Genomic DNA, 25524 nt, shown 5'->3' with positions numbered 1-25524 from the left:
GCTGAACAAGCTCGAGGGCGTCACAGCAACGGTGAACTACGCGACCGAGAAGGCGGCCGTCGAGTACGACCCCGCCGACGTGACGCCTGCCGCCCTCGTCGAGGCGGTCGAGCAGGTCGGGTACACGGCGCGGCTGCCACTGGCCGAGACCGCCGAGACCGTCTCCGAAACGGATCCGACCGCGGCGCTCCGGCAGCGACTGATCTTCTCCGTCGTGCTCTCCCTTCCCGTGCTGTTGTTGGGGATGATCTCGGCACTGCAGTTCACCAACTGGCAGTGGCTCGCCTTCGAGCTTGCGACGCCGGTCGTGCTCTGGGCCGGATGGCCGTTCCACGTCGCCGCCTGGAAGAACCTGAAGCATGCCGCTGCGACAATGGACACGCTGATCTCGGTGGGAACCCTCGCGGCCTGGGGCTGGTCTGTCATCGCGCTCTTCTTCCTCGAAGCCGGGGTAAACGGGATGACGATGCCGTTCGAGCTCGTTCCCTCACGCACCGCGGGCGGCGACCAGATCTACTTCGAGGTCGCAGCCGTTGTCATCACCTTCCTGCTGGCCGGCCGCTACTTCGAGGCGCGGGCGAAGCGCACCGCGGGAGCAGCTCTCAGGGCCCTTGTCGAGCTCGGCGCCAAGGACGCGTCGATCCTCTCGCCGGACGGCAGCGAGCAGCGGATCCCGATCGACCAGCTCCAGGTCGGCGACCTCTTCGTCGTGCGTCCCGGTGAGAAGGTCGCTACCGATGGCGTCGTCGTCGAGGGCCAGTCAGCGGTCGACCAGTCGCTACTGACGGGCGAGAGCGTTCCCGTCGAGGTCGCCCCCGGCGACGCGGTTGCAGGCGCCACGGTCAACGTCGGCGGCCGACTGCTCCTTCGGGCAGAGCGCATCGGCGCCGACACGGCGTTGGCCCAGATCGCTCGGCTCGTGACCGAGGCGCAGACCGGCAAGGCGCCCGTCCAGCGGCTCGCCGACCGGGTCGCGGGCATCTTCGTACCGGTCGTGATCGCGATCGCTGTGGCGACCTTCGGCTACTGGTATGGAAGCGGCGCCGGACTCACGTTCGCCTTCTCCGCCACCGTCGCCGTCCTGATCGTCGCGTGTCCGTGCGCGCTCGGCCTCGCGACCCCCACAGCGCTCCTGGTAGGCACCGGCCGCGGAGCGCAGCTCGGGATCCTGATCAAGGGCCCGGAGATCCTCGAGTCGACCCGTCGCGTCGACACGATCGTGCTCGACAAGACAGGCACGGTCACCGAGGGCCGGATGGCGCTCGTCGACGTCGTCACCGGCGCCGGAGTCGACCCCGACGAAGCACTCCGGCTCGTCGGCGCCGTCGAGCATGCGTCCGAGCACCCGATTGCCCGCGCGATCGCGGAAGCGGCCCGGGAGCGGGGCGTGCTGCCGCAAGTGGAGTCGTTCGCCAACCGGGAGGGCCTCGGCGTCCAGGGCGTCGTCGAAGGTCACGCCCTCGTTGTCGGTCGGCCCTCACTACTCGCCGAGTGGGCCCTCGACCTCGACGCCGATCTCACTGCCGCGGTGACCACCGCACAGGCCGGCGGCAAGACCGCAATCGCTGCGGCCTGGGACGGGCACGCGCGCGCAGTCTTCGTCGTCGCGGACACGGTCAAGCCGTCGAGTTCCGAGGCGATCGCCGAGCTGAAGCGGCTGGGCCTGCGGCCCATGCTTCTGACGGGCGACAACGAGCAGACGGCCCGTTCCGTCGCTGTCTCCGTCGGCATCGACGACGTGATAGCGGACGTGCTGCCCGCGGACAAGGCGGCGGTGATCACCCGGCTCCAGGAGGAGGGCGCGGTCGTGGCGATGGTCGGCGACGGGGTCAACGACGCGCCGGCGCTGGCACAGGCCGACCTCGGGCTCGCGATCGGGACCAGCACCGACGTCGCGATAGAGGCCAGCGACCTCACGCTCGTCTCCGGCGACCTGCGCTCGGCGGCCGACGCGATCCGCCTCTCCCGGCGCACCCTGTCGACGATCAAGGGCAATCTCTTCTGGGCCTTCGCCTACAACATCGCCGCGATCCCGCTGGCCGCGTCCGGGTACCTGAACCCGTTGATCGCGGGCGCCGCGATGGCGCTCTCGAGCGTCTTCGTCGTCTCGAACTCGCTTCGGCTCAGGGGCTTCAGGCCACAGCGCGGACGTACGTAGCGACCGGCGATCACAGTGGGCTATCACCAGGCTCGGTCGCGCGGATTACGCGCCACGAGTCCCAGGTGATCTTGAGGATCACGGCCGTGATCACGAGGCCGATCAGCGGGTCGGCACGCGGGAAGCCGAGGCCGACGAGGAGGGCGCTTGCGATCACGCCGAGAGACACGAAGCCGTCGATGCGCGCATGGTTGCCGTCGGCGATCAGGGCCGGGCTTTGCAACCGCCGTCCCCCGCGCAGGCGAATCTGGGCGGCGATCTCGTTGCCGACGAATCCGATCAGCCCGGCGGCGGCGAGCACCCACAGGTGCGTCAGCGTCTGGGGGTGGATGAAGCGTTGGATCGTCTCGTAGAGAGCGACGCAGGCGGAGACGAAGATCGCTAGAACGACGAACAGACCTGCCGCCTTCTCGGCGCGGAAGGAACGAACGTAGAACGCGATTCCGAGTGGAACGGCGGTCAGTGCATCGCCGAAGTTATGGATCAGGTCAGCGAGGAGAGCGACCGAGCCGGAGGCGACGTAGATAAGGGTCTGCGCGATGGCCGTGACGCCGAGCACCGCGAAGCTGATCAGCACGGTGCGCACCCCATCCCGGGAGCGAGTGATCGAGCGATCTACGAGTCCGTGCGAGTGCCCGTGGCCGCCATGGGGGTGATCGTGGTCGTCGTGCCCGTGCCCGAGATCCGAAGGATCGTCCTCGCCCTGGCTGTGCGGGTGATCGTGCTCGTGATCTTCGGTTGTGGCGGGCACCACGCGAGGTTAGCCGCCGTTTCAGGAACGACGAACAAGCGACCCAGGCGAGGCCGGCTTGGACTGTCCGCGAGGGGGCTTATCTTGCGCGACTCGCTTGACAGCGGGCGAGTCTCGGACGGCGTAGCGCTCTTCGGCAGAGGGGTCGATCCACATACCCTATTGGGGTATTTGACTGACGCATGGACATGCGCTAGTGTCTCTCTACACATACCCCTATAGGGTATATAGGAGGGAGAAATGGATATGTCCACTCAAGCACATTCGATGCACTCGCACACTTCGCTGAACAGGACTGCCTTCATGGCGACGCTTCACTGCCTCACCGGTTGCGCCATTGGCGAGGTGCTCGGAATGATCATCGGCACAGCGCTCGGCTGGGGGAACGCCGCCACGGTCGCGCTCGCAGTTTCGCTGGCATTTCTCTTCGGCTACTCGCTGACGATGCTGCCGCTACTGCGGGCGGGGCTCACCCTCGGGATCGCACTGCCGCTCGCGTTCGCTTCGGACAGCCTCTCGATCGCGCTGATGGAGCTCGTCGACAACGGGATCATGATGACGGTGCCGGGCGCCATGGATGCCGGCCTATCCGACTCGTTGTTCTGGGGCGCGCTCGCCTTGGCGCTGGTCGTCGCCTTCGCATTCGCCTATCCGCTCGTCCGTTACCTGATCGCCCGCGGCCAGGGGCACGCCGTCGTCCACGCCTACCACGGCCACGGCTCTGATGAACATCATGAGTTGTCGAGCTACAGCTCACCCCGGATGTTCGTCCTCGTCGGCCTCGCGGCTGTCGTGGCCACGCTCGCCATCACCGTCGGCGCGGTGGTGCTCCTCGAGAGTGGCGACGAGCACAGCCCAACCCCGGTCACTCACGCGGGCATGAGCTGACGACCCAACACGACCTCGAGCAACAACCACCCCTGAAAGGAGAAAGGACGATGAACCTCGTCAACCCGGCTCGAGACGCTGGTAAGCCCTCGGCCTGCTCGGCATCGCGCAGTTCCTCGTGATCATGGACACCTCGATCGCGATCGCCTGCGCGGGCTGCCCCGGCTCCTCTCGCAAGGCTGCAAACGTTTATACGAAGGTGCAGGTCTTGCGATCAGGCAGCGGCCGCATGCTGCGATGCAAGACCTGACACCGAACTACGTCGCGGCGGTCGGTGTGCCGCTCGGGGAGGAGGTCCCGAGCGCCTGCCTGGCACGCAAAGCAAAGGTCGCTGCCGAGATCAGGACGATGAGGGCGAGAAAGCCGTGCAATCCGTTCACCCATCCGCCCGTCTTCTCGGTGTCGCCGAGGAATGCCAGCTGAGCCACCGAGAGTACGAGGAACGCGACAGCCGCCCCGACAACCTTCCAGTTCCCCCACCAGGCCCAGATTGCGCCGATCACGACGAGCAACTGGCCGATATGGACGAACAACGATCCCATTCCGTGGGCATCGAGGGCGCCGTCGCCCGCACCACGGACGTACGCGCTGATCGTGAACGCCTGCCACAGCACTGCAAGCACCACGAGGACGCCGCCGACGACAACCATCCAGAGCGGGGCTCGTCTCATGTCGGCGATTATGGACGCCCTCGACGAAAGAGTCAACCCGCGACAACGTACGGGGGTCAAGAGCCCGTGAGCAGGAGTAGGGGTTTGCGCGCGGCGGCGATGCGGTCTTCACGCCATCTTCACGCGCGGCAGCCAACCTGAGGTGTGCAGCTGCAGGTTCCGTCCTGCGCGCAGCTCGAACCGACCTTCGCCCATCCCCAAAGAGGAGAACTCGTGAATCGCCGCGTCACCTCACTCGCCGCCGTTCTTACCCTCGGAGCGCTTCTGGTCGGCGCAGGCTGTGGGGGTGAAAGTTCGGACTCGGGTGCGTCGTCCGGGAAGGGAACCGTTCCCTTCGATCAGGCGTTCATCGACGCGATGGTTCCGCACCACGAGCAGGCGATCGAGATGGCGATGGATGCCAAGGCCGCCGGGCTCTCCGAACCGGCCCTCGTGCAGATCGCCGACGCCGTCATCGCGACGCAGCAGCAGGAGATCGACCAGATGAAGGCGTGGCGCGAGGAGTGGTTCGGCTCCGCCACGATCGACCCGGCTGGCGCAGACGCGCTCGGGATGAGCATGGACGAGATGGGCATGAGCGACACCCGGATGGATTTCGGTGCCGAGGACGACGTCGATGGCGCCTTCGCTTCGATGATGGCCGATCATCACCAGGGAGCGATCGATATGGCCGAGCTCGCCGGCGAGAAGGCTGAGCGCACGGAGATCTCCGACGTCGCAAGGGCGATCATCGTGGCTCAGCAGAGCGAGATGAGCGTTCTCCAACAGTTCGCCGGCGGCGGCCATGACATGGGGGACATGGGTAGCTGACGTACGTCCGCCGGACGTGACTCCGGCGCGCACTCGTCGGCGGGCTCGGTTCATCTGCGGTCCGTGATCCGACCGGCCAGAGTGGCCCGGGCTCGTGCGAAGGACGTGTAAAGCCCTGAGTCGCTACGCGCTCACGGCCGGGCCCCGCATCTCCTCCGACGACACGACCCCGCCTCTTGCCGCCGGAAGGTAGACGCAAAAACGCGTTCCTCGTCCGACTTCGCTCTCCGCCTCGATGTGGCCCTCGTGGGCGCGCACGAGCTCGTGGACGATCGCGAGGCCAATCCCCGTGCCGCCCGTCGCGCGCGCACGCGACCGCTCGCCGCGCCAGAACCGCGTGTAGATGTGCTTGAGATCGTCGGGGGCTATCCCGATGCCGGTATCGGAGACCTCCAGAACGGCGGCCTTGCCGTCCCGTTCCACGTGAACGACGACCGAACCACCTCGCTCCGTGTAGCGCCGCGCGTTCGAAAGCAGGTTGTCGACGATCTGGCCGAGCCGATCGGGGTCGCCGTCGACCATCGCGGGCATTCCGTCGAACGAGAGCGCGAGTCCGGCCTCTGCGAAGCGCGGCGCGAGCCGGGTCACCGCTGACTTCGTGATCTCGGCGAGATCCACGGCCTGCTTCTCGAGGAGGAGCCCGGGGCGCTCGGCGTCCGTGAGCTGCGAGAGGCCCTCGAGCAACCGGGTCAGGCGGAGCGCCTCGTCGTGCATCGCCGCGAGGTTCGCCTCGCTGTCTCGAACCATTCCGTCCTGGGCGGCCTCGATCCGCGAGAGCAGTCCGTGCACGGGGGTGCGAAGCTCGTGGCCTAGGTCGGCGACGCTCCGCTTGCGGATGCTCTCCTCCTGGTCGAGCGTCTCAGCGAGGCGATTCAGCGCGTGACCGACAGCGCGCATCTCGGCGTCGCCACTGAGCGTCACGCGTGCCTCGAGATCGCCGTGCTCGATCTCCTCTGCCGTCCGGCGAATCCGCCGCAGTGGCCGGGACAACGTCTCGGCAAGGATCAGGGCGATCACGAAGGCCGCGAGCACCGACACGACGGCAGCGATCAGGTGAAGGCGGTCGAGCGAGTGGAGCAGGTCGGTCTCCTCCGGGCTCAACAACGCGCCACTCTGCGTGGTGACCCGCACCGTGCCGATGCGTGCGTTGTCCACACGCACCTCTCTCTCGGCGACCCACGACCCACGAAGCGGTGCCACGACGATGTCGCCGCCCCTCGGTCGCGTGACTATGAGGGCCAGTTCGTCGAGAGCAGCGAGATGGCCGAGCGTCTCGACTGCTACAGGCGTCCAACCGCCCTCGCTCTGGTACACCGCCGCCGTGATCTCGGCCAGGTGACCGGCGGAGCGCTCGAGCCGTCCCTGCGCGGCTTCGTCGAGCCGCGGGCGAACTCCCTGGTTCGCGAACAACGTCGTCAGCGCGATCCCGAGCACGGCGACCGAGCAAAGGGCGACGGCGAGCCTCGCGCGAAGGCCGACCCTGCTCATCGGCCGTGCGCCTTTGCCAGGCGATAGCCCGATCCGACCACGGTCAAGACGTACCGTGGACGGCGAGGATCGGGTTCGATCTTCTTGCGCAGGTTCTTGACGTGCGCGTCGATCGTCCGCTCGTCCCCGTCGAAGTCGATCCCCTGCACATGCGTGACGAGCTCGTAGCGTGTGTAGACGCGGCCGGGAAACCGCGCCAGGGTGACGAGGAGCTTGTACTCGTTCGGCGTCAGGTCAACGACGATGCCGTCGCAGCGGATCTCGTGCTGCACCGTGTCGATCTCGAGCTCGCGTTCGCCGAACGAGAGCACTTCGACAAGCGGCACGTCCGCTCCCCGGGTGCGTCGCAGGACGGCGTGGACCCGGGCGACGAGCTCCCTCGGGCTGAACGGCTTCGTGAGATAGTCGTCGGCGCCGAGGCGGAGACCGTCGACGCGGTTGTCCTCGCTCGCCCTCGCGGTCAGCATCAGGATCGGGACGTCCGAGCGCGTGCGGATGTCACGGCAGATCTCCTCGCCCGAGACGTCGGGCAGCATCAAATCGAGAACGACCAACGCGGGCCTTACCCGGGCCGTGAGGGCGAGGCCCTCCCGGCCGTTCTCAGCAGTGAAGACGACGAAGCCGTCGTTCTCGAGGTAGCCCCGCACGACATCCCTGACCGACTGCTCGTCGTCGATGACCACGACGTTCCTGTTCAACGCTCACCCATCTCGTCGAATCTTCGCTGCAGGGCACCGGCGGTACCTCTAGCCAGCATGCCCGACAGAGGCGGATGTGCGTGGAAACGAGCGGTCTCCGACCAGGCTTTGACTCGACGCGCGATGCAGGTCAGGCGGACGATGGGGCGAAGCATCACCTGATGAGGCACCGCGTGGTGACCATGACGGCGCTGATCGGCGTCGTGGCCGTCGCCGTCGCCGTGTTCGCATCGCCGCAGGTCGGTGACTACGTTCGCGCCCCCGCCGTCCAGAACCCGGCGCCCGCGATCCAGGCCCTCGCCGACGGCTCGCTCGAGCGCTTCGTCGACCTGCACCCCGTGATGGGGAGCTTCTCGTTGCTACTCCGCGCCCCGGTTGTTGCCATCTCCGACGCGCTTGGAGGCGACCATCTCCTTGGCTACCGACTCGGCGCGCTCCTCTGCTTCATTCCGGCGTTGATCCTCGGCGCGTGGCTCGCCAGGGAGATCGAGATGCGGGATCGGCCGCGGCTCGAAGCAATCGCGTTTGGTGCGCTCCTCGTTGTGAACCCGATCACGCTCGATGCGGTGAGGGCCGGGCATCCCGAGGAAGTGCTCGGCGGCGCGCTCGCGGTCATCGCCGTCATCTGCGCCGCACGAGGGAGGTCGCTCGAGTCAGCCGTCGCTCTCGGCCTCGCGATCGGCACGAAGCAGTGGACGTTGCTCGCAGTGATGCCCGCGCTGTTCGCCGCGCGGCCCGGCACCCGGCGGACGATCGGCGTGGTCGGCGGCGTCGTCGGAGTCGCGCTCGCGCTCAGCGCCCCTCTCGCCGACTGGAGCGATTACAGAGAGAAGGCGCACGCTCTCGGGCAGACCGAGATCGTCTCGCGCTACAGCGCCTGGTATCTCGTTTCGTCGAGCGCCGAGATCACCGTCCCCGACGGCGACACGCTCGACGCGATTCGACGGCTACCGCACGGTCTTTCGCGCGAGGACATCAGCCTCGCAATCCCGGGCGTTTGCGCAGCGCTCGTCCTCGTGGTCGCATGGCGGCGCCGGTGGAGGCTGCTGGAGGAGGAAGCAATGGCGCTCCTCGCGATCTCATTCGTTCTGCGGGTCGTGCTCGACAGCACCGTTCTTCTCTACTACCTGGCGCCGATGCTGTTCGCGCTCGCGTGGTGGGAGGTGCGCCTACGGGGCTCACCGCTCGGTGCCGCTGCAGCGGCAGCGTTCGCGTGGCTTCTCTTCCGTCAGGTCGACGAGCTGGCGGGGATCGTCAGCGCTGCGCTCTTCGCAGCCGGATGCGCTGCGATCTGCGCGTGCGTCGCACTTTCACTGCGGCGCCCGGTCAGTCATGGCCCCTAGTCCCGGGGAAGCCGGCCTACGGCCCTCGTCGATGCAAGTCGGTCGGCACGGCCCTTCGCGCTCACGTACCATTCCGAGCGTGATTGCCCGACTCCTCGCGATCGTTCTCTGCATGGCCGCCGGGATTGCCGGAGTGCTCTGGGTCTCCCTCGAGCTCGTCGGAGCCGTCTCGAAAGGTGCTGACTCGGCGTGGTACATCGCGCTCGGGCTCTCGATCGTCGCTGTCGCCGTCGTCGTCTTCGTCACGGCGCGCTCCCGCTCCCGCGGGATGATCGGGCTCACCGCGGCCACGACCGTGCTTCTCGTCGCCGTGGTTCTCACATACCCGACGGAGGGCGAACCGTGCGCGCCCGGCGGCGGTCAGGCCGTCGCCACGGATACCGCGAGCGAGGATCCCGGCGACGGCATCCAGGTCGACGACCCCGACGTTCCGGAAGCCCCGGCCGACTGCAAGTAGCGCCCTGAGCCCTCCGTGGTGGAGGAGCCTCAGTCGTAGGGCTCAACCGAGGATGCAGAGGGATCGCGTACCACGTGAGGCCGAGCGGGATGGCGCTCGCCGTGGTGGCCGCGAGCGCGGCTCCATTGCGCAGCCCGTGGTTTTCCCGCACCCGGTCGCGGGAGCAATGCGGATGCTGACTGGCCCTACCGCAGTGATAGTGCTTGCAGACCTCGAAGGCTGACGGTGAGGAAGTTCACCTACGAAGGAGATTCGCGATGATGGATGGCTGGTACGACGGCATGAATGGGGGCTGGTGGATCCCGATGATGGTGTTCTGGGTCGTCCTGATCGCAGCGATCGCCTGGGCGGGAGTTCGGCTCGTCGCCCGGCCAGGCCCGGCCGGGCACTCCGCCCCGGCGGACGAGCAGCCGAGGCAGATCCTCGAACGGCGCCTCGCAAATGGGGAGATCGACGCCGAGACCTACGATGCGCTGCGCGAGAAGCTTCGCGTGACGCTCTAAAGGCGGGCGGGAGTCGTGTTGGGTAAGCGAACCGCCGCTCTGGTACTCGTCGTTGCGCTCGCCGTCCTTGCTGGGTCGGTCGCGTGGGCGTTCGGCCAGGGTGGCGACCGGGGCTGGAGCATGTCGCGTATCGGCCCGGGGATGATGGGCTACGCCGCGAGCGGGAGCGGAGCGCCGGTCGACGACCTGATTGGCGCGAAGCGCCAGGCGCAGCGCTTCGCCGACAGACTCGACCTGCGCGTCGGCGAGGTGATGCGGTTCGAGAGCAACTACTATGCCGAGCTCGTCCAGCGGAACGGCGCGAGGGCGACGGAGGTGCTCGTCAACCCGGCGACGGGCGCAGTCTTCCTCGAGTACGGCCCGGCGATGATGTGGAACACGCGCTACGGCATGATGAGCCGAAACGCTGGGGCGGGCGGGATGATGATGGGCGGCGACTCCGAATCCGGCGGAATGATGGAACGAGAGTACCGTGGAGACCCGACCTGGGCGCCGTCGCCCGAGACCACGAGGCCGAGCATTTCGGCCCAGGAGGCCGAAGCGGTCGCCGCTCGCTGGCTCGCGCGCGAAGGGAGCAAGCTCGGTGCCGATACGGCCGACGCTTTCCCCGGCTACTACACCTTGCACGTCCTCGAGGGCGAACGGGTCGCTGGGATGCTGTCGGTGAACGCGTACACGGGTGCCGTCTGGTCACATTGGTGGCACGGACGGTTTCTCTCGATGAGCGAATGACGACGGCCGGCGCAACGGAGAGATAAGGGCGCCCCCCAAAGGAGTTGTGCCGGAACAGGGCGCGGTGCCGGAGGAGCACCGTCCCAACAACCGGTGAGCCTTCACACGCTCTTCACGCGCCACCTTCACCGTACCCGTCACCCCGAGCGATGCCGATGACCGATTCTGAAACCACCCGCGACCCTCACAGTCACAGCGGCCACGGGCGCCATGACGGCTTGCACCCGCTGACCGTGACGCTGCACGTTGGCGGCCTGAGCTACGCAAGTGAAACGGCTGTTGTCGAGCGGACGCTCGCTCGGCGTCCCGGAGTGCTCGCAGTCGAGGCCAACGCGGTATCCCAGACCGCGACCGTGAGGTTCGACCCGGCGCTGACCTCTGTCCATGATCTGCGCGGCTTCGTGGAGGAGTGTGGGTATCACTGCTCCGGCCAGTCGGTGCCGGGTCATGTCTGCGACCCGATGCGGGAGCCGGGGAGCGCTGCGGTCGCCCCCGCCGACGGGCACGAGCATGCGTCGCCGGCAATAGAGGCGGCTGCTCACGACCACGCGGCGATGGAGCGGGCCGATGGCGGACACGGTGACGGCCATGGGGGGCACGCGGGGATGTCGATGGCGACGATGGTTCGCGATATGCGCAACCGCTTCCTCGTAGCGGTCGCGTTCGCCATTCCGATCGCAGTCTGGTCCGAGCTCGGCAATCGAGTGTTCGGTGGCGTTCCGCCGACGCCGTTTCGGATCCGGGTCGACGTCTGGGAGTTCCTGCTGAGCCTGCCGGTGATCCTCTACTCGTGCCAGCTCTTCTTCGTTGGTGCCGTGCGTGCGTTGCGGGCGAGAACCCTCGACATGATGGTGCTCGTCGCAGTCGCGATCGGCACGGGCTGGGTGTACTCGGTTGCCGCGACGTTCGTGATCGAGGGCGAGGTGTTCTACGAGGCGGTTGCGTTCCTCGCCGCGTTCGTGCTGCTCGGCCACTGGTTCGAGATGCGGGCCCGCGGTGGGGCAAACGAGGCGATCCGAGCGCTGCTCGATCTGGCGCCGCCGAAGGCCACGGTGCTCCACGACGGGGTCGAGCTCGAGGTGCCGACCGCGGAGGTCGTCGTCGGCGACCTGCTTCTCGTTCGCCCGGGGGCGAAGGTGGCAGTCGACGCGGAGGTGGTTCAGGGTGAGAGCTCGGTCGACGAGTCGATGGTGACCGGCGAAAGCATGCCGGTGTCGAAACATCCCGGTGAGATGCTGATCGGCGCCACGATCAACAAGAACGGAACCTTGCGCGCCCGTGCGACCGCCGTGGGGGCGGATACGGCGCTTGCGCAGATCGTGAAGCTCGTCCAGGAGGCGCAGAACTCGAAAGCGCCGGCGCAGCGGCTCGCGGACAGGGCAGCGTTCTGGCTCGTCCTCGTCGCACTCTTCGGCGGCCTCACCACGTTCATCGTCTGGAAATTCGTCATCGGCGCCTCCACGCAGGAAGCCCTCGTCTATGCGATCACGGTCGTCGTGATCACCTGCCCCGACGCGCTCGGACTCGCGACTCCGACGGCGATCATGGTGGGCACGGGCCTCGGCGCTCAGCGCGGGATCCTGTTCAAGAACGCAGTGGCGCTCGAGCAGATAGCAAAGCTCGACACCGTCGTCCTCGACAAGACCGGCACACTGACGCGCGGCGAGCCGCAGGTCGTTGCAATCGAAACGGGCGAGGGTATTGCAGAGGACGAGATCCTGAAGCTCGTCGCCGCCGTCGAAGGTGAGAGTGAGCATCCGCTCGCGCAGGCGATCGTCAGTGAGGCCGAGTCACGAGGACTGGGCACGGTTGCGGTGTCGGGATTCGAGTCGGTTCCGGGCCACGGAGTTCTCGCCACCGTCGGCGGCATGCAGCTCGCGGTCGGGAACGCCCGCCTGCTCGAGAGGGAGCGGATCGACCTTGGCGAGCTGCTCCCTCGAGCCCGCGCCCTTGCCGCCGAGGGCCGCACCGTCGTCCATGTTGCGCAGGATGGGAAGGCGGTGGCGCTGATCGCGATCGCAGACGCTGCCCGCGAGACCGCGTCCGCCGCGATCGGAGCGTTGGAAGAGCAACAGATCCGGCCCGTCATGCTGACCGGTGACAATCGCCAGACCGCCGAGCAGATTGCCTCCGAGCTCGGAATCGAGACGGTAATCGCCGACGTTCTCCCGGGCGACAAGGCGAATGTCGTCAAGGATCTTCAGCAACGAGGGAACGCCGTCGCGATGGTGGGTGACGGTGTCAACGACGCTCCTGCGCTTGCTCAGGCGAACGTTGGCATTGCGATCGGCGCCGGCACCGACGTCGCGATCGAGACCGCGGATGTCGTGCTGATGCGCTCCGATCCACTGGATGTGGCCACCGCGATCGCGATCGGTCGCGGAACCGTACGCAAGATGAAGCAGAACCTCGGCTGGGCGATCGGCTACAACTCGCTCGCGATTCCGGTCGCCGCGGGCGTGTTCTCGAAATGGGGCTTCACGCTGCGGCCAGAGATCGCCGCGATCTCGATGTCGGGTTCGAGCGTACTCGTCGCGCTCAACGCGCTCTCCCTGAAACGTCTGAGGATGCCACATCGGGAACGAACGGGCGACGAGGATGCGTGATGCACCGGTACGGACTCCGGGTCCGCACCCTCCGGTCGGGTCAGGACATGAATCCCTCGTGACAGCAATGAAGCAGTTTCCTCTGAATTGCAGGCCAAATGTGAGTTCCGTGGGCACGGGCGTGTACGATCCTTCGCGATGATCTTGCTTCGTCAGACCATCGAGCGTGGAATGCGACGGCGCTGGCTAGGCCCGCTCTTCGTGCTCCTCTTCTGCCTCATGCTCGCGCTGCTGTTCATGCACGCGGTGCAGGACGGTCATGATGTGGGGACAGAGCTAGGCCCGTTCTGCGTCGGTCTGACGATCATGTTCAGCCTGATCGTGCTGATCAGGCTCGGCTGGCGGGTCGTCGTCCAGATTGCTGTCGGACGCCCGGGCCGCGCTCCCCCCGTTGCACGGTTCCTGCCGCGTTCACCGTGCGCTGCTCTTCCTGGCAGCGCGCCTCCGCTCCGAATCTGACATGCGAGCGCCCCTGGGCGCCCAGCCGTGTCCCTGTCGCTCGTACCGGAGGTCGCATGTCGTTTTCGCATTTTCGCGGTGGAACCCGCACTCAACAATTCAGGCTCAGCACCACACTTCCCGTTGTCGCGGTCGTGAGCGTGCTTGCGGCTCTCGTCACGGCCGTTGGCGCGGGAGCCGACCCGTCGATCCAGGAGAAGCGCGCGCAGGCGCAGGCGATCCTCGAACAGGTTCAGGTGCTCGACGACGAGGTCGGTGACGCTGCAGAGCGCTGGAACGGCGCCAACTACCAACTCGGGCAGATCAGCGCCGAGCTCACCTCGGCGCAGGCCGATCTGGTGCGTGCGAAGCGTGGCGTGAAGACCTCGCAGGCGCGTGTTGGTGCGCGGCTGCGGGAGCTGTACGTGAACGGCGACTCCGCCGGCGCGATCGAAGTGCTCCTTGGTGCCACGAGCCTGCAGGAGATCGTTGAAGTCCTCGATGCGAGGGAGCGCGTCACGGCGCAGGATGCGCGGATCGCGAAGGAGCTCGAGACGTATCGTGTCCGGGTCACGAAGCGCAACGAGCAGTTGACCCGGGCGCGGGCGCTGCAGGCCGAAGTCGTCCGGAAGCGGACGGCGGAGCGGGCAGCGATCGCGGCAAAGCTCGCGACACGCAAGCAACTTCTGTCGTCGGTACAGGAGGAGGTACAGAAGCTCGTCGCACAGGAACAGGCGCGACAGGCCACGTTGCGGCGTCAGGCAGAGCAGCAGCAGGCCGCGGCGGCGGCCGCGCGGCAGCGAGCGGCGCTTCTGGCGCAGCAGGCGCAGCAGGCGCTGCAGAGTGCCGAGGCCTCCGCGGCCGACGCATCGACGTCGACGCCCGATCCGGTCGCTCCGAGCGACGCGGCGCCCACCCCTGAGGCGGATCCGGTGATCTCGGTCGCGCCTCCGGCCGACGCGAGCAAGGGTGCGCAGGTCGTCTCCATCGCGATGCAGTACCTCGGAATCAAGTACGTGTGGGGAGCAGCGTCTCCATCGGTCGGCTTCGATTGCTCGGGACTGACGATGTACGTCTTCAACCAGGTCGGCGTCTCGCTCCCGCACTACGCTGCCGCCCAGTTCGGCATGGGCACATCCGTCTCGAAGGATCAGCTGCAGCCCGGCGACCTTGTCTTCTTCCGCGGCCTCGGCCACATGGGCATGTACATCGGCGGCGGCAACATGATCCATGCTCCGCGGACTGGCGACGTCGTCAAGATCTCGTCGATCTATGACTCGTATTACGTCGCGAACTGGGTCGGAGCCCGGCGGGTGCTGTGAAGGCTGGGCCTATGCCTGCGAGCGCCTCCCGGGTCGCCTGGATTCGGAACGTCCAGGCACGCGGGCGTTCGGCGTCGCGCGACTGTGCGACAATTGCGGGGCACGTCGGAGTTCCAGCACGCAGGGCGTGGGTCGGTACTGAAGGCGATGCCGCAACTGCGGCAGTCGGGAGGCGACGATGAAAGGCTCACAGAAGCCGAAGAAGACGGGCAAGAAGGCGCCGCAAAAGACGATGAAGGAGAAGAAGGCCGACAAGCGGGCCGCTGCGAAAATGTCTCGCACGATGGACGTCTGATCCTGAGGGCGCCGCCTGGATGAGCGGGCACCGCGAAACCGAGGCTGCCGGCGAGTACCGCCGGCTGTTCCCTGACCTGCCGGAGGCTGTGTTCGAGTCGCTCGCGTTCGAGCGGCTCGCCCCCGAGGAGATGCGCGCCCGGGCTGCCGAGGGCTTCGCCGAACTCGACCGGCGCAGGACGACCCGTGATTTCTCTCCCGACGCGGTGCCGCGGGAGTTGATCGAACTCGCGATCAAGAGCGCCGGCACGGCCCCGTCAGGGGCACACCGGCAGCCGTGGACGTTCGTCGCGGTCAGCGATGCCGCGTTGAAGGCGCAGATCCGCGAGGCGACCGAGAGCGAGGAGCACCGCACGTACACCGAACGCATGCCCGACGAGTGGCGACGGGCACTCGCGCCGCTCGGCACCGACTGGGTGAAGACCCACATCACCGATGCCCCATGGGTCGTCGTGCTCTTCAAGCACAACTACGAGATCATGGAGGATGGCTCGCATGCGAAGAACTACTACGTCTCGGAGAGCGTTGGCATCGCCGCCGGGCTGTTCATCGCCGCCGTGCATCACATGGGGCTCGCGACGCTGACGCACACCCCGAACCCGATGCGATTTCTGAGCGACCTGCTTGCGCGTCCCAAGAACGAGACGGCCGTGTTGCTCTTCCCGGTCGGCTACCCGGCAGACGACGCGCTCGTACCGAAGATCGAGCGCAAGTCTCTCGCCGAGATCTCCGTGTGGTTCGATACCCCGGGTTACGCGGGCGCGGCGAGCACCGCGGCGAGCAGGTCGTCCAGCTGCGCGGTCGCAACACAGACGGAGGTGTCGGCGGCGCCGTAGTACAGCCTGACTTGACCGCTCGGCTCGTCGTGGACGAGCCCGCAGGGGAAGACGACATTCGGTACGTCCCCTTCGCGCTCGTACGGACGATCGGGGCCGAGAATCCACTGCGGGAGGCGGTGCAGCACGCGCGTTGGCTCCTCCAGGTCGACGAGGGCGAGGCCGACGCGATAGATGCCGCCGCCGAGGGTCTCCTTGACGCCGTGATAGATCACAAGCCAGCCATGCTCGGTTCGCAAGGGCGGCGGCCCGAGCCCGATCCGGAGTGAGTCCCACCAGGCGCCGAAGCGGGGCTGTAGCACCTGCTCCGGGGCGCTCCAGTTGTGGAGGTCGGGGGAACGAGAGAGAAGGATCTCGCCGTGAGACCCACCCGACTCGGTCTTCGGGCGATGGAACAGGATCCACTTGCCGCGAACGCGACAGGGGAGCAACGCTGCGTTCTTGTCGTCGGACTGACGGATGATCCCGTGGCGTCGCACCGTGCGGAAGTCCTCCGTGGTTGCCAGAAACACCGCGGGGCCTGCGGGGCCGTATGCGGTGCACGTGATCGTCCACCGCTCGTGCTCGGGGACGTAGACGACGCGTGGATCCTCGAAGCCCCAGAGCTCGCTCTCGATGCCCGGGGTCGGCGCGAGCAACGGGGTCGCGTCGATCGTCCACCCGTCGAACCCGTTCGGCGAGCGCGCGACAGTAAGGTGCGAAACGCCGGTGAGGTCCTCGACGCGAACGAGCAAGACCGTCTCACCGTCGACCTGTGTTGCCGCGGGGTTGAAGACGGTATTGACGGGATACGGCCAATCAGCGGCGGTCAGGATCGGATTCGCCGGGTGACGCTCGAAGAGCTCGCGGCTGCTCATGCCGCCACTGCTGCGCGCGTGCGATGACGGAGAACGGCGGGCAGCCCTGCGATGTCGAGCAGAAGCGCCGCACGATGGAACGCAAGCGTCGACTCCGCTCCCTCGTTGTCGTTCGTCGCCTCGCTGCCGAGCCCGTCGCTGCAACCCCCCGTGGCAAAGTCGTACAGCGGCCGGTGGAGGTGGTTGCGGCCGAAGAACCAGTCGAACGACCGCTGCGCGCGGAGCCCGTGCTCGGGATCGCCGCTGACGGCAAACGCCGCCAGTTCGGCCTCGACGAATGCCGATGCGTCGAGCGGTTGCTCGTCGCCCGCGCCCGGAGCCGGTTCGTCGCGGTGGCGGCCTCCATGGCCCGTCAGGCGGAGGGTTCCTTCCCGGAGCCCCGATTCATCCCCGAGCCACCGGAGCGTGGTAAGGCCTGTCTCGGTCAGATCGCTTCGGCCGAGAGTGGCCCCCCCGACGATCAGAGCATGTGGGAGTCGTGCGTTGTCGTAGGCGAGGGCATCTTCGAACCAGTGCCAACCGTCACCTGCCCTGGCTGCGTACGCAGCCATCAGCTGGCTCATCACGCGTTCCAACAGCTGCCGGGCTTCCGGCCCACGCCGATCGGGGTCGAGGCGCGCGAGGCCAAGGGCTGCGTAGGCGCCTGTTCGAAGCGAGGCGTCCTCGGGGATCAGATGCACGATCGTATCGAGCAACCGTTCGGTTGGAGCAACGACCGAGGGCACCCACGCCGTCGAGAGGATCTCGCCAAGCGCCCACACGGAGCGGCCGACATGATCCCCCAGGTGCGGCTCATCGAGCCAGCGCCGGTCGTACCCCATGAAGTTCCTCATGCCGACGAGTGGGTCGGTTGCATCCTGCAGGAACGCGAGCGAGCGGTAGAGGGTCGATGTCCACACCTGCTCCTGGCCGCGGCGGGCGAGTTCGAGCGCGACAACCGCAAGTCGCGCCACGTCGTCGACGCAGTACCCACTGTGACGGTTCGGGATCACGCCGTTCGCGTGCTGGATGATCCCGACGTCGTCGACGAGCGTGAACAGATGATCGCTCCGCAACCCGACAAGCCGCTGGTCGATGCTCAAAACCGACCGACGCCGGCGCGGGGCGAGATCGACCGCCTCCTGGAGGACGACGGCAGTTGCCGCGGCAACGGACGGCCAGGCGAGTTGGCTCCCGATCTTCCGTGCCTCCGCGCGGGCCGCGGAGAGGTGCTCCGGCTCCTCGATGTACCGACAAACCGCATCCGCGAGAGCAGCCGGATCGGCGAAGGGCACGATCGTGCCCGCACCCGAGCCGAGCATGTCCTGCGCATACCAGTACGGAGTCGAGACGACGGCGCAACCGGCGGCTATGCCGAAGGTCAAGGCACCCGACGAGATCTGCTCGCGTCCTCTGTACGGCGTCACGAACACATCGGTTTCGGCGAGCAGGCCGGCGATCTCCTCGATGCTGAGGAAGCGGTCGTCGAACTCGACGTGGTCTTCGAGACCGAGATCGAGGACTGCCTGCTCGAGGCCGAGGCGGTAGCGCTCTCCCTCCCGATGTGCGATATCGGGATGCGTCCGGCCGGCGATCACGTACAGGACATCGGGATGGCGCTCGACGATCGCGGGCAGCGCCTCGATAACCGTCTCGAGTCCCTTGCCAGCCGAGATCAAGCCGAAGGTCGAGAGCAGGAACCGCCCGCCGTCGGCGCCATACGTCGTCCGCATCGACTCTCTACCGCGACGGTCGCGCTCCTGCGCGTAGGTATCCGCGCGCTGCCTGATCACGGGTGGCGCGCCGTGTGGGACGACCCGGATCTTGTCTGCCGTACAGGTACCTCCGTCGACGAGGAGACGCTGCGCCGCCTCGGTCATCACGATCACGAGTTCCGCCTCGCGACAGACAGCCGCGAGCACCTTCGCCTGGTGATCGGTCGGCTCGGACAGAACCGTGTGCAACGTCACGACGAGCGGCTGGGTCAGCTCCTCGACGAGCGACGAGATGTACTCGCCGTCGCGACCCCCGAAGATGCCGTACTCGTGCTGGAGGAGCACGACGTCGACATCGAGGTGTCCCAGGAGGCGAGCCGCACGCGTGTAGTCGCCGCGAGCCGCCTGGGCGATCGTCGCTGTCACCCCGGGCCGCTGCGGGCGCGACGGCTCATTGACGATCACGACCTTCTCGACACGGTCGATCTCGTCCAGGCCGAGCAGAGCCGAACGAACGTCGGCTGCAAACGACCCGATGCCGCATGCCCGCGGTGGGTAAGTGGAGACGATCGCGGTACGCAAGTGCCCGCGTCCCTTCCGTAGAGATTCCGGCGCGGCACGTGAGGTCAGCACCGCCGGTTCCCCCTCACCGTAGCCGACATCGAACGACGGGCGAGCGGGAGAGACCCTCTAGAGCAGGTTGGTACCCCGTTCGACGAGATCCTCCGCTTCGACACCGGCCGCGCCTCGCTTCTCGACGACCCAGTAGCGATCGCGGCGCTCGACCACGGCCTCCAGCTCGGGGCTCGTGTGCCAGGGCTCGGGGAAGACGACGAATCGCCTGTCGTTCGCGCGCACCGTTTGGTATTCGCCCGCAGAGAGCTCCACGAGCAACGAGCAACTCGTCTGCTCGCATTCGCAGACGAACTTCTCGTGTGGTTCCGAGGAACCGGTAATGACAGCGAGATCGTGCAGACGTTCGTTGACCTGACGGAAGAGATCCTCGTTGCGAGCGGCCCGCTTCTCTCGTTCCTCGCCTGACACCCAGGCAGCCTACTCGACCGACGACCCGAGCCCCTTTCGAGCGGGGCTCGTGCGTGAATCCTGGCACGGACATCCGGCGAGCGGCTCACGACTCGTTGACGATGATGAACCTGATGGGCACTCCTTCGACGCTTCGATGAGGAGCGTCCTTCGTTGCCATGTGCTCGACGATACCCGCGTCGTCATCGCTCCTGACGGCGACGATGATCTCGTCTGCAGCGAACGTGGCGAGCGCATCGCGAATCGCGAGAGCCACGTCTGCCTCGCCGGCGCTCGAGCTGACCGCGTGCCCGGGGAGCGCTGCAGCGGTTTCGGCCGCAACTTCCTCGGCGTGGGCGAACGCTTCCTGGTCGTTCGCGAGCCAATCCAGGAAGCCCTGACGAACCGCAGGAACGACGACCTTGATCGTGTCGTTCGGCCCCGTGTGTTGGCCGAGCCTGTCGCCCGCGTTCTCGACCGTGCTCAGAACCAGGATCCTTCTGCCGCCATCTCGCGCACCCTTCCGAGCGGGGATTGCGGTTTCGTTCATGCTCGGCTCCCTCGTGCACCAAGAAGTGCGACCACGACCGCGACGAGGAGCAACAGGAAGATGAACTTCGACAGCGCCAGACCGCCGGCGACCGCGAACACGATGAGCAGCAAGACGATGATCCAGAGCATGGGAAAGGCCTCCTATGGGTATCTGAACGGTTCAACAGAGATCTACCCGTGGCTGCGGCGCGGCAAACACGACGGCGGTGACGTTTACGTGACAGCGGTTCCCTACAACCAGTTCTCGATTCCCAATGAGCAGGCGACCGGTTCAGACGGCTGGACGACGCTCGAGTTCCGCCAGGTCGGCGGCTTCCCGGCAAGCCAGAAGCAGACGCTGCTCGTGATGTTCGCTCGCGCACGCAAGACCGGCGAGAATCTGCTCGGTGGGATCTCAACCCGACGGCTGGTTTCGTTCCGCGTCACCCGCTAGGTCGCGCGGTCGATCGGGCTGATCAGGCCTCGCCATGAACCGGGATGCCCCAGGGGAGGAGCCTCTGGTTCATGGCGAGGCCGAAGTGCGTGAAAGGGCCTGGCATCCCACGGGGCTTTGTTGCGGCGCGGGATACCATCGGTGTGTCGCGCAGGCGAACCCTCACCTCGACATTCCCCCGAACGATCGGAGCGCCCCGCGTGCACAGCCGACCACACTCCTGATAGGGAGTAACGGGCTCATGGCTTCATCCTTCCCGCCCTTGGCGCGTTCACACCGCCCCGCCACCGTGACCCGCTCGATAGGGGCCGACACGGTCGATCGCGTCCAGAAGGGGCTGCTCCCCGGGTCGGAATACGAGGTTACGTGCGAGAGGCATCTGGTGAGACGTGCTCTCCAGGATGTGCATGAGATACCCCGCCGTGTTCGGGAACACGACGATGTCGCCAACATCGACCCCCATCGGGAAACGCATGCGTCGCCACGAGAGCAAGTCTCGTTCGATGCAGTACGCACCAACAAGGTAGCCCTCGATTGGACCGACCTCCACGTCGTCGTCGCCCCGACCGCCCGCGCGTAGAAGCAACGGATCGACGAGGAACTCGTCGGAGCTCGACCGGCACTGGGTTCGGTTCATCATCAGGCCGATCAACCACGTTCCATCGTGCCAACGTTTCCGGAACTCGACTCGCGCCGCTGTCAGGCCGCACCCGTCGAGCAGCGATCGTCCGGGCTCACAGCGGAGCTGCAGCCCGCGTATCCGTAGTGCATCGGCGGCGATCTCGGCTCCCCGCGGCAGCCCGAGCGTTCCGGTGAGAACCTCGGTAAGCCACGGGCCTCGGATCGGATCCTGGTAGTACGGGTACAGATTCGGCTGGCCGAGGACCTCGCCGGCGTGAGCCGTTAGCCCCAGGCCGTGCCCCTCGAACGTCAGGGGTTCTCGTCGGCCGAGCACCGCAGCTCGGTGGTCCGACCAGAAACGATCCCAGTCGCGAGCATCGTCGAAGTAGCTCATGGGAATGCCCCCTCCGATGTCGATGAACGTCGGTCGATGACCTCGCGCCCGGAGTGCCTCGATGAGCTGCACGCACTCGGCGAGCGCCGACACGCGTTCGGCAGCGTCATAGCCGTCGAGGTGAAAGTGGACACCGACGATCGTGAGTGGCTGCTCCACGCCCGCTGCCCAGAGACGATCGACCATCGCGAGAATCTCACCGGTCGTGAGGCCGAAGCGCGTCTGTCGGCCAGCCAGTTGCGGAGCCAACCTGGGCGCCACAGGTACGTTCTGGCCGAAGCGGCGAGCCGCATCGATCAGCAGTCGTAACTCGTCCTCGTTGTCGATCACGACAGTGGCCCCTGAGGAGGCACAGAGATCCAGCAACGCGGTCGGCTTCACCGCGGCGCTGACGACGATGTCGGCAGCAGAGACGCCAAGATCCAGCGTCTGACCGAGCTCCTGCTCGCTTGCCACGTCGACTCCGAGCCCGAGCTGGTGCGCTCTCTCGACGAACGTCAGGGCCTTGTTCGCTTTGCGCGCGAAGTAGATCTTGAGGTCGACGCGCGCCTTCGCTGCCGCGTCCATGAGCTCGCCCACGTTGCGGGCAACGGGGGACGAGTCGAGCAGGTTGAGTGGCGAGCCGTAGCGATCGAGCCATCCCGCCAGCATCATCGGCTGCCGACAGACGTTCGTCTGCCAGGGCTCGAGCCGAGCGGGCAACGCGACGACTCCGGCACAACGGGAGCGCAGGTCGTCAACGTGAGGGTCGCCGATGCGGCGGTTCACGAGGCGTCCGAGCCCAGCCGCCCACCAGCACCGACGGCGACACGGGAGGTGGAGAGGCTCCGCTGGACGATCCGAGTGGCCCAGCGGTCAGCCAACGGGTGGAGCGTGCGACTGAGGGTGTCGTTACCGATTACCGCGTCTTCTGTTGGTCGCCCGATGGCGGCAAGACCGGGAGTGCGAGTGCCGCCGGATCCGCGGCAGCCGCCATCCGTGTCGACATCGATGCCGCGACGGCCAGGAAGAACGCGCACGTCGCCGTCAGCGAGAAGCTGGGCGAGCAACCCGGTGTGTCTGCCCTGCGCCCCTGGGCCGGGGAGGACCGCGTCGACGACAACGTCGACGGCCCGCTCACCGATCTCGGAGCGAAGAACGGTGCTCCCGTTGTCGCTCACGAGTCGCGACGCAGCGACGCACGACACGTCTACTCGGCCCGCCTCGATCAGGGCGAGCAGCTTCGCCGCATTCAGTGGCGAGGGTCCGAACGAAACCCGTTCCGCCTCGCCTGCGAGGGAACGGAATGGAGGCCAGTCACGATCGGCAAGGCCAACTCCGCCGAGCCGTGCGACGATCGCCGGGTAGAGCGACCGCCAGCAGTGTCCGAACGCCCAGGCGAGGTCGGGCGGCTCTAGGCCGGCACTAACGTCGAGCGAGCGCGTGAGCCTCTGCACGACGCCGGGACCGCCGGCAGCGGAGGCACCGTTCATGGCAGTCGTGAGCCAGGTGCTCAGAGCTCGCTCCGAGCAACTGTCCTCCTTGCCGCCTACGCACCGGAGGCTCGAACAGGTCGCCGCTACGAGGATCGGCAGAACATCGTCGCGCAGGTGGAGGGGCGCTTGAAGTGCCTGGAGTGCCGCTCGCGCACGTTGCGCTATCTCCTCGAGTGCCGTCGTTGCGGCGACTTCGCTGCCTGGCTTGGCCAGCATCGGTCGTCCGGTGCGCGAGAACGGGATGATCGTTCCCGCATCACCATCGCCCGGCACGTACCGCAACCGATAGGGATGGTCGAGAGTCTCGAACGAACCGCCTCGACCCTCGGTGAGCGCGAGAGCCGCGTCGACGAACGTGAGGGCGAATCCGCGAATCGCAACCGTCGCTCCCGCAGGCACCCGCTCCCGCGCGAGCCACTGCTCGACCGGGAACACGGCGGGTACGAGAGGCGCGGAGTGCTGCCACGCCTCTGCGAGGCCGCCGTCCCACGATTGCGCGTGACCCGTCGCAATCAGCACCTCGTCGTACCTACCCGACGAATCGGCGGCCTCGACGACCAAGCCGTCGTCGTTTCGGCGCACCGCGACGGCCGCAAACCGGCACACCTTCACCGCGATCGAGGGCGGGGTGTGCCGGAGCAGCGTTCCGAACCCCTCCGCCAGGTAGCGCCCGACGTCCGCTCGCGCCGGATAGAACTCGCCGCCGCAGCTTCCCAGGTTGTGCTGGTGCCAGGAAACGAACGAGTGTTGCAGTTCCCTGGGCACGGCTTCGTTGGTCGCCCCCCACATGTCGATCTTGTCGGCGGCAAAGTTCATCCGGAGGTATGCAGGCTGACCGGGGTCGTAGATCGGCCCGGCACCCGGGACGGAATGCGGCTCGAAGACGTCGACCTCAATACGGGCTTCGCTCGGTAGCCCGACGCCGTGATCGAGGAGACGTTCGAGTGCAAACATGCCCTTCGGACCGAGCCCGATGATGGCAACCCGGAGAGCCGGCGGCACCGCTAGGCCCCGGTCGAAAGCGCCGGGATTCCACGGCCCTCGACTCTCTCATCGAGCTGCCTCGCGCTGCAGCCCAGCTCCCGTTCCACCCACCGGTCGTCGTACACGGTACCGAGATAGCCCGTTCCCCCATCCGGAAGAATCGCAGCGCAACGGCTTCCGGATGCCATCGTCGGAGCTAGTGCTTCGAGGGCGACAGCGACGGCCCCCGATGATGCGCCGCCAAAGATCGCCTCCCGGGCGACGAGGCGTCGGCAGCCGATCACACAGTCGAGGTCGGAGGCGTGGACGAGGTGGTCGAACCACGCCCCCGTAGAAAGGTCGGTCGCGATCCCGGCCCCGAAGCCGGGAAGCAGCCGCCGCCCGCGAACCCCACCGAACAGAGCGCTACCGATGGCATCGACAGCGACGATCCGGGTAGGACGCTCCCGCCCCCGAAGGTAGTCGCAACAACCACGCAACGTCCCGGCTTTGCTCGTTGCTACGAACAGGTAGTCGAGGTCCCCGTCGAGCGCTTCGTCGATCTCGCGCATCGTCCCCTCCGCGTGGGCAGCCGGGTTCGAAGCGTTCCCGTACTGATCCGGCCAGTAGGAATCCGGAGTGCCTTCGAGGAGCTCGGCGACCAGATCGAGCCTGGCCGTGAGGAGGTCGCCTGTCACTGGATCGGGCTCGGAGACGACCCTGACTTCGGCGCCGAGCGCACGCATGACCCGCACGTTCGTCTCGTGGGCGCGATGGTCGACGACGCAGATCAAACGGATCCCGTGGTACCGGCACGCCTGAGCGAGGCCGACGCCCATGTTTCCAGAGCTCGACTCGATCACCGTTGTGTCGGTGGTGATCACCCCGAGCTCCAGGGCGTCCTGGATCATTCGAGCGGCCGGCCTGTCCTTGGCGCTGCCGCCGGGGTTTGCCGCTTCGAGCTTCGCCCAGACACGAATGTCGTTCCGGTCGAGGTAGCGGTCGAGGGCGACCAACGGTGTGTCGCCGATCGCCGCGAGGACACCGACTACCGGTGAGCGCGGACGCGAGCGGCTCGAGTCCGAGGATCGAGCGGTCGTCCGGTTCACACCGGGCTCCGCGAGCAGGCGATCGCTAGCCGACCTCGAGCTCCGGGTTGGGCTAGCGACGGGAGTACCCGAATCCGCCGAGAACGAAGAGCACGAGCAGGACGATCACGATGATCCAGAACACGGACATTGGTGGTCCTTTCGATTGTCGACCAGTACGAGTAAGGGACGGATTCCCGTTTCCAACGCTTCCCAAACAGGTCCGAGCGCGTACGTGAGTGACTCGTTCGCACGGGATGCGCGCCGCGAGTTTGAGACGACGAGAGGCGGGGTATCGCCCCTGTGGGAGTTGTCGGCAGGTTCAACAAGAGAGGACTCAAAATGAGCGACGAGGAAGCGAAGGGAATGCTGCGGGCCGAGTTCGTCAAGCTCCAGGCTCTGGACTACGGCGAACTTGTGGAAAGGCTC

General features: G+C 67.0%; 24 protein-coding genes. 12 read left to right on the top strand and 12 right to left on the bottom strand.

Going from position 1 to position 25524, the window contains the following annotated elements:
* A partial coding sequence (locus ABIR74_RS05420) for a heavy metal translocating P-type ATPase (protein WP_348175704.1) occupies positions 1 to 2158 on the top strand: 2158 nt, incomplete at its 5' end.
* A 10-nt stretch (positions 2159 to 2168) separates the two neighbouring features.
* Here the strand turns inward: ABIR74_RS05420 and ABIR74_RS05415 are convergent.
* Complete coding sequence (locus ABIR74_RS05415; protein ID WP_348175702.1) at positions 2169 to 2909, bottom strand: cation diffusion facilitator family transporter; 741 nt, start codon at positions 2907 to 2909, stop codon at positions 2169 to 2171.
* A 303-nt stretch (positions 2910 to 3212) separates the two neighbouring features.
* Here ABIR74_RS05415 and ABIR74_RS05410 point away from each other — a divergent pair, with 303 nt between their 5' ends.
* On the top strand, positions 3213 to 3797 hold the full coding sequence (locus ABIR74_RS05410) for a DUF4396 domain-containing protein (RefSeq protein WP_348175701.1): 585 nt from the start codon (positions 3213 to 3215) through the stop codon (positions 3795 to 3797).
* A 257-nt stretch (positions 3798 to 4054) separates the two neighbouring features.
* Here the strand turns inward: ABIR74_RS05410 and ABIR74_RS05405 are convergent, their stop codons facing one another.
* Positions 4055 to 4468, bottom strand: coding sequence for a hypothetical protein (locus ABIR74_RS05405; RefSeq protein WP_348175699.1), 414 nt, complete (start codon positions 4466 to 4468; stop codon positions 4055 to 4057).
* A 213-nt stretch (positions 4469 to 4681) separates the two neighbouring features.
* On the opposite strand from ABIR74_RS05405, the gene ABIR74_RS05400 reads away from it, so the two are divergent.
* Positions 4682 to 5278, top strand: a complete 597-nt coding sequence (locus ABIR74_RS05400; protein WP_348175697.1) for a DUF305 domain-containing protein — start codon at positions 4682 to 4684, stop codon at positions 5276 to 5278.
* Positions 5279 to 5401: 123 nt separating this feature from the next.
* Here the strand turns inward: ABIR74_RS05400 and ABIR74_RS05395 are convergent, their stop codons facing one another.
* Both ABIR74_RS05395 and ABIR74_RS05390 read right to left on the bottom strand, forming a co-directional pair.
* A complete protein-coding gene (locus ABIR74_RS05395; protein ID WP_348175695.1) occupies positions 5402 to 6766 on the bottom strand; it encodes an ATP-binding protein in 1365 nt (454 codons plus the stop codon).
* Positions 6763 to 7464, bottom strand: coding sequence for a response regulator transcription factor (locus ABIR74_RS05390; protein WP_348175694.1), 702 nt, complete (start codon positions 7462 to 7464; stop codon positions 6763 to 6765). The genes ABIR74_RS05395 and ABIR74_RS05390 overlap by 4 nt, the downstream gene beginning before the upstream one ends.
* A 161-nt stretch (positions 7465 to 7625) precedes the next feature.
* On the opposite strand from ABIR74_RS05390, the gene ABIR74_RS05385 reads away from it, so the two are divergent.
* From ABIR74_RS05385 to ABIR74_RS05350, 8 genes are all read left to right on the top strand, one after another.
* Positions 7626 to 8807 (top strand): glycosyltransferase 87 family protein, encoded by a 1182-nt coding sequence (locus ABIR74_RS05385; RefSeq protein ID WP_348175692.1) that lies wholly within the window; start codon positions 7626 to 7628, stop codon positions 8805 to 8807.
* Positions 8808 to 8886: 79 nt separating this feature from the next.
* Complete coding sequence (locus ABIR74_RS05380; RefSeq protein ID WP_348175690.1) at positions 8887 to 9264, top strand: hypothetical protein; 378 nt, start codon at positions 8887 to 8889, stop codon at positions 9262 to 9264.
* A 257-nt stretch (positions 9265 to 9521) separates the two neighbouring features.
* Positions 9522 to 9767, top strand: coding sequence for a hypothetical protein (locus tag ABIR74_RS05375; RefSeq protein ID WP_348175689.1), 246 nt, complete (start codon positions 9522 to 9524; stop codon positions 9765 to 9767).
* Positions 9768 to 9782: 15 nt separating this feature from the next.
* A complete protein-coding gene (locus ABIR74_RS05370; RefSeq protein ID WP_348175687.1) occupies positions 9783 to 10499 on the top strand; it encodes a hypothetical protein in 717 nt (238 codons plus the stop codon).
* A gap of 155 nt (positions 10500 to 10654) precedes the next feature.
* The gene (locus ABIR74_RS05365; RefSeq protein WP_348175685.1) at positions 10655 to 13105 is read left to right on the top strand and encodes a heavy metal translocating P-type ATPase; all 2451 of its coding nucleotides are present in this window, start codon (positions 10655 to 10657) and stop codon (positions 13103 to 13105) included.
* Between the two features lie 138 nt (positions 13106 to 13243).
* Positions 13244 to 13564 (top strand): hypothetical protein, encoded by a 321-nt coding sequence (locus ABIR74_RS05360; protein ID WP_348175683.1) that lies wholly within the window; start codon positions 13244 to 13246, stop codon positions 13562 to 13564.
* Between the two features lie 134 nt (positions 13565 to 13698).
* Positions 13699 to 14865, top strand: coding sequence for an NlpC/P60 family protein (locus tag ABIR74_RS05355; RefSeq protein ID WP_348175682.1), 1167 nt, complete (start codon positions 13699 to 13701; stop codon positions 14863 to 14865).
* A 314-nt stretch (positions 14866 to 15179) separates the two neighbouring features.
* The gene (locus ABIR74_RS05350) at positions 15180 to 15995 is read left to right on the top strand and encodes a nitroreductase family protein (RefSeq protein ID WP_348175680.1); all 816 of its coding nucleotides are present in this window, start codon (positions 15180 to 15182) and stop codon (positions 15993 to 15995) included.
* Here the strand turns inward: ABIR74_RS05350 and ABIR74_RS05345 are convergent.
* The 5 genes from ABIR74_RS05345 to ABIR74_RS05325 form a co-directional block, all read right to left on the bottom strand.
* A complete protein-coding gene (locus tag ABIR74_RS05345) occupies positions 15911 to 16852 on the bottom strand; it encodes a glycosidase (protein WP_348175679.1) in 942 nt (313 codons plus the stop codon). The two genes, ABIR74_RS05350 and ABIR74_RS05345, sit on opposite strands and share 85 nt — an antisense overlap.
* Complete coding sequence (locus ABIR74_RS05340) at positions 16849 to 19128, bottom strand: glycosyltransferase family 4 protein (RefSeq protein ID WP_348175677.1); 2280 nt, start codon at positions 19126 to 19128, stop codon at positions 16849 to 16851. Before ABIR74_RS05340 ends, ABIR74_RS05345 begins: the two co-directional genes overlap by 4 nt.
* Before the next feature lie 108 nt (positions 19129 to 19236).
* On the bottom strand, positions 19237 to 19590 hold the full coding sequence (locus tag ABIR74_RS05335) for a hypothetical protein (RefSeq protein WP_348175675.1): 354 nt from the start codon (positions 19588 to 19590) through the stop codon (positions 19237 to 19239).
* An 85-nt stretch (positions 19591 to 19675) separates the two neighbouring features.
* Positions 19676 to 20119 carry a hypothetical protein gene (locus tag ABIR74_RS05330; protein ID WP_348175673.1) on the bottom strand — a complete coding sequence of 148 codons (444 nt, stop codon included), beginning with the start codon at positions 20117 to 20119 and terminating at the stop codon, positions 19676 to 19678.
* Entirely contained in the window at positions 20116 to 20250 is a 135-nt protein-coding gene (locus tag ABIR74_RS05325; protein ID WP_348175671.1) for a hypothetical protein, read from the bottom strand. Before ABIR74_RS05325 ends, ABIR74_RS05330 begins: the two co-directional genes overlap by 4 nt.
* Here ABIR74_RS05325 and ABIR74_RS05320 point away from each other — a divergent pair.
* Positions 20249 to 20554 (top strand): hypothetical protein, encoded by a 306-nt coding sequence (locus tag ABIR74_RS05320; protein ID WP_348175669.1) that lies wholly within the window; start codon positions 20249 to 20251, stop codon positions 20552 to 20554. The two genes, ABIR74_RS05325 and ABIR74_RS05320, sit on opposite strands and share 2 nt — an antisense overlap.
* Positions 20555 to 20825: 271 nt before the next feature.
* Here ABIR74_RS05320 and ABIR74_RS05315 read toward each other — a convergent pair whose 3' ends face one another.
* From ABIR74_RS05315 to sbnA, 3 genes are read right to left on the bottom strand one after another with little or no spacing between them, the layout of a single operon-like run.
* Positions 20826 to 22337: a Y4yA family PLP-dependent enzyme gene (locus ABIR74_RS05315; protein WP_348175668.1), complete on the bottom strand. Its 1512-nt coding sequence runs from the start codon at positions 22335 to 22337 to the stop codon at positions 20826 to 20828.
* Complete coding sequence (locus ABIR74_RS05310) at positions 22334 to 24046, bottom strand: FAD/NAD(P)-binding protein (RefSeq protein ID WP_348175666.1); 1713 nt, start codon at positions 24044 to 24046, stop codon at positions 22334 to 22336. Before ABIR74_RS05310 ends, ABIR74_RS05315 begins: the two co-directional genes overlap by 4 nt.
* A gap of 2 nt (positions 24047 to 24048) precedes the next feature.
* Positions 24049 to 25116, bottom strand: coding sequence for a 2,3-diaminopropionate biosynthesis protein SbnA (sbnA, locus tag ABIR74_RS05305; protein ID WP_348175665.1), 1068 nt, complete (start codon positions 25114 to 25116; stop codon positions 24049 to 24051).
* Between the last annotated feature and the right edge of the window lie 408 nt (positions 25117 to 25524).

Source organism: Gaiella sp. (assembly GCF_039915195.1).
In the GTDB taxonomy this organism is placed as follows: Bacteria; Actinomycetota; Thermoleophilia; order Gaiellales; family Gaiellaceae; genus Gaiella.
The sequence above is the reverse complement of the archived record's forward strand: the minus strand, read 5'-3'. Positions and strand labels throughout refer to the sequence as shown.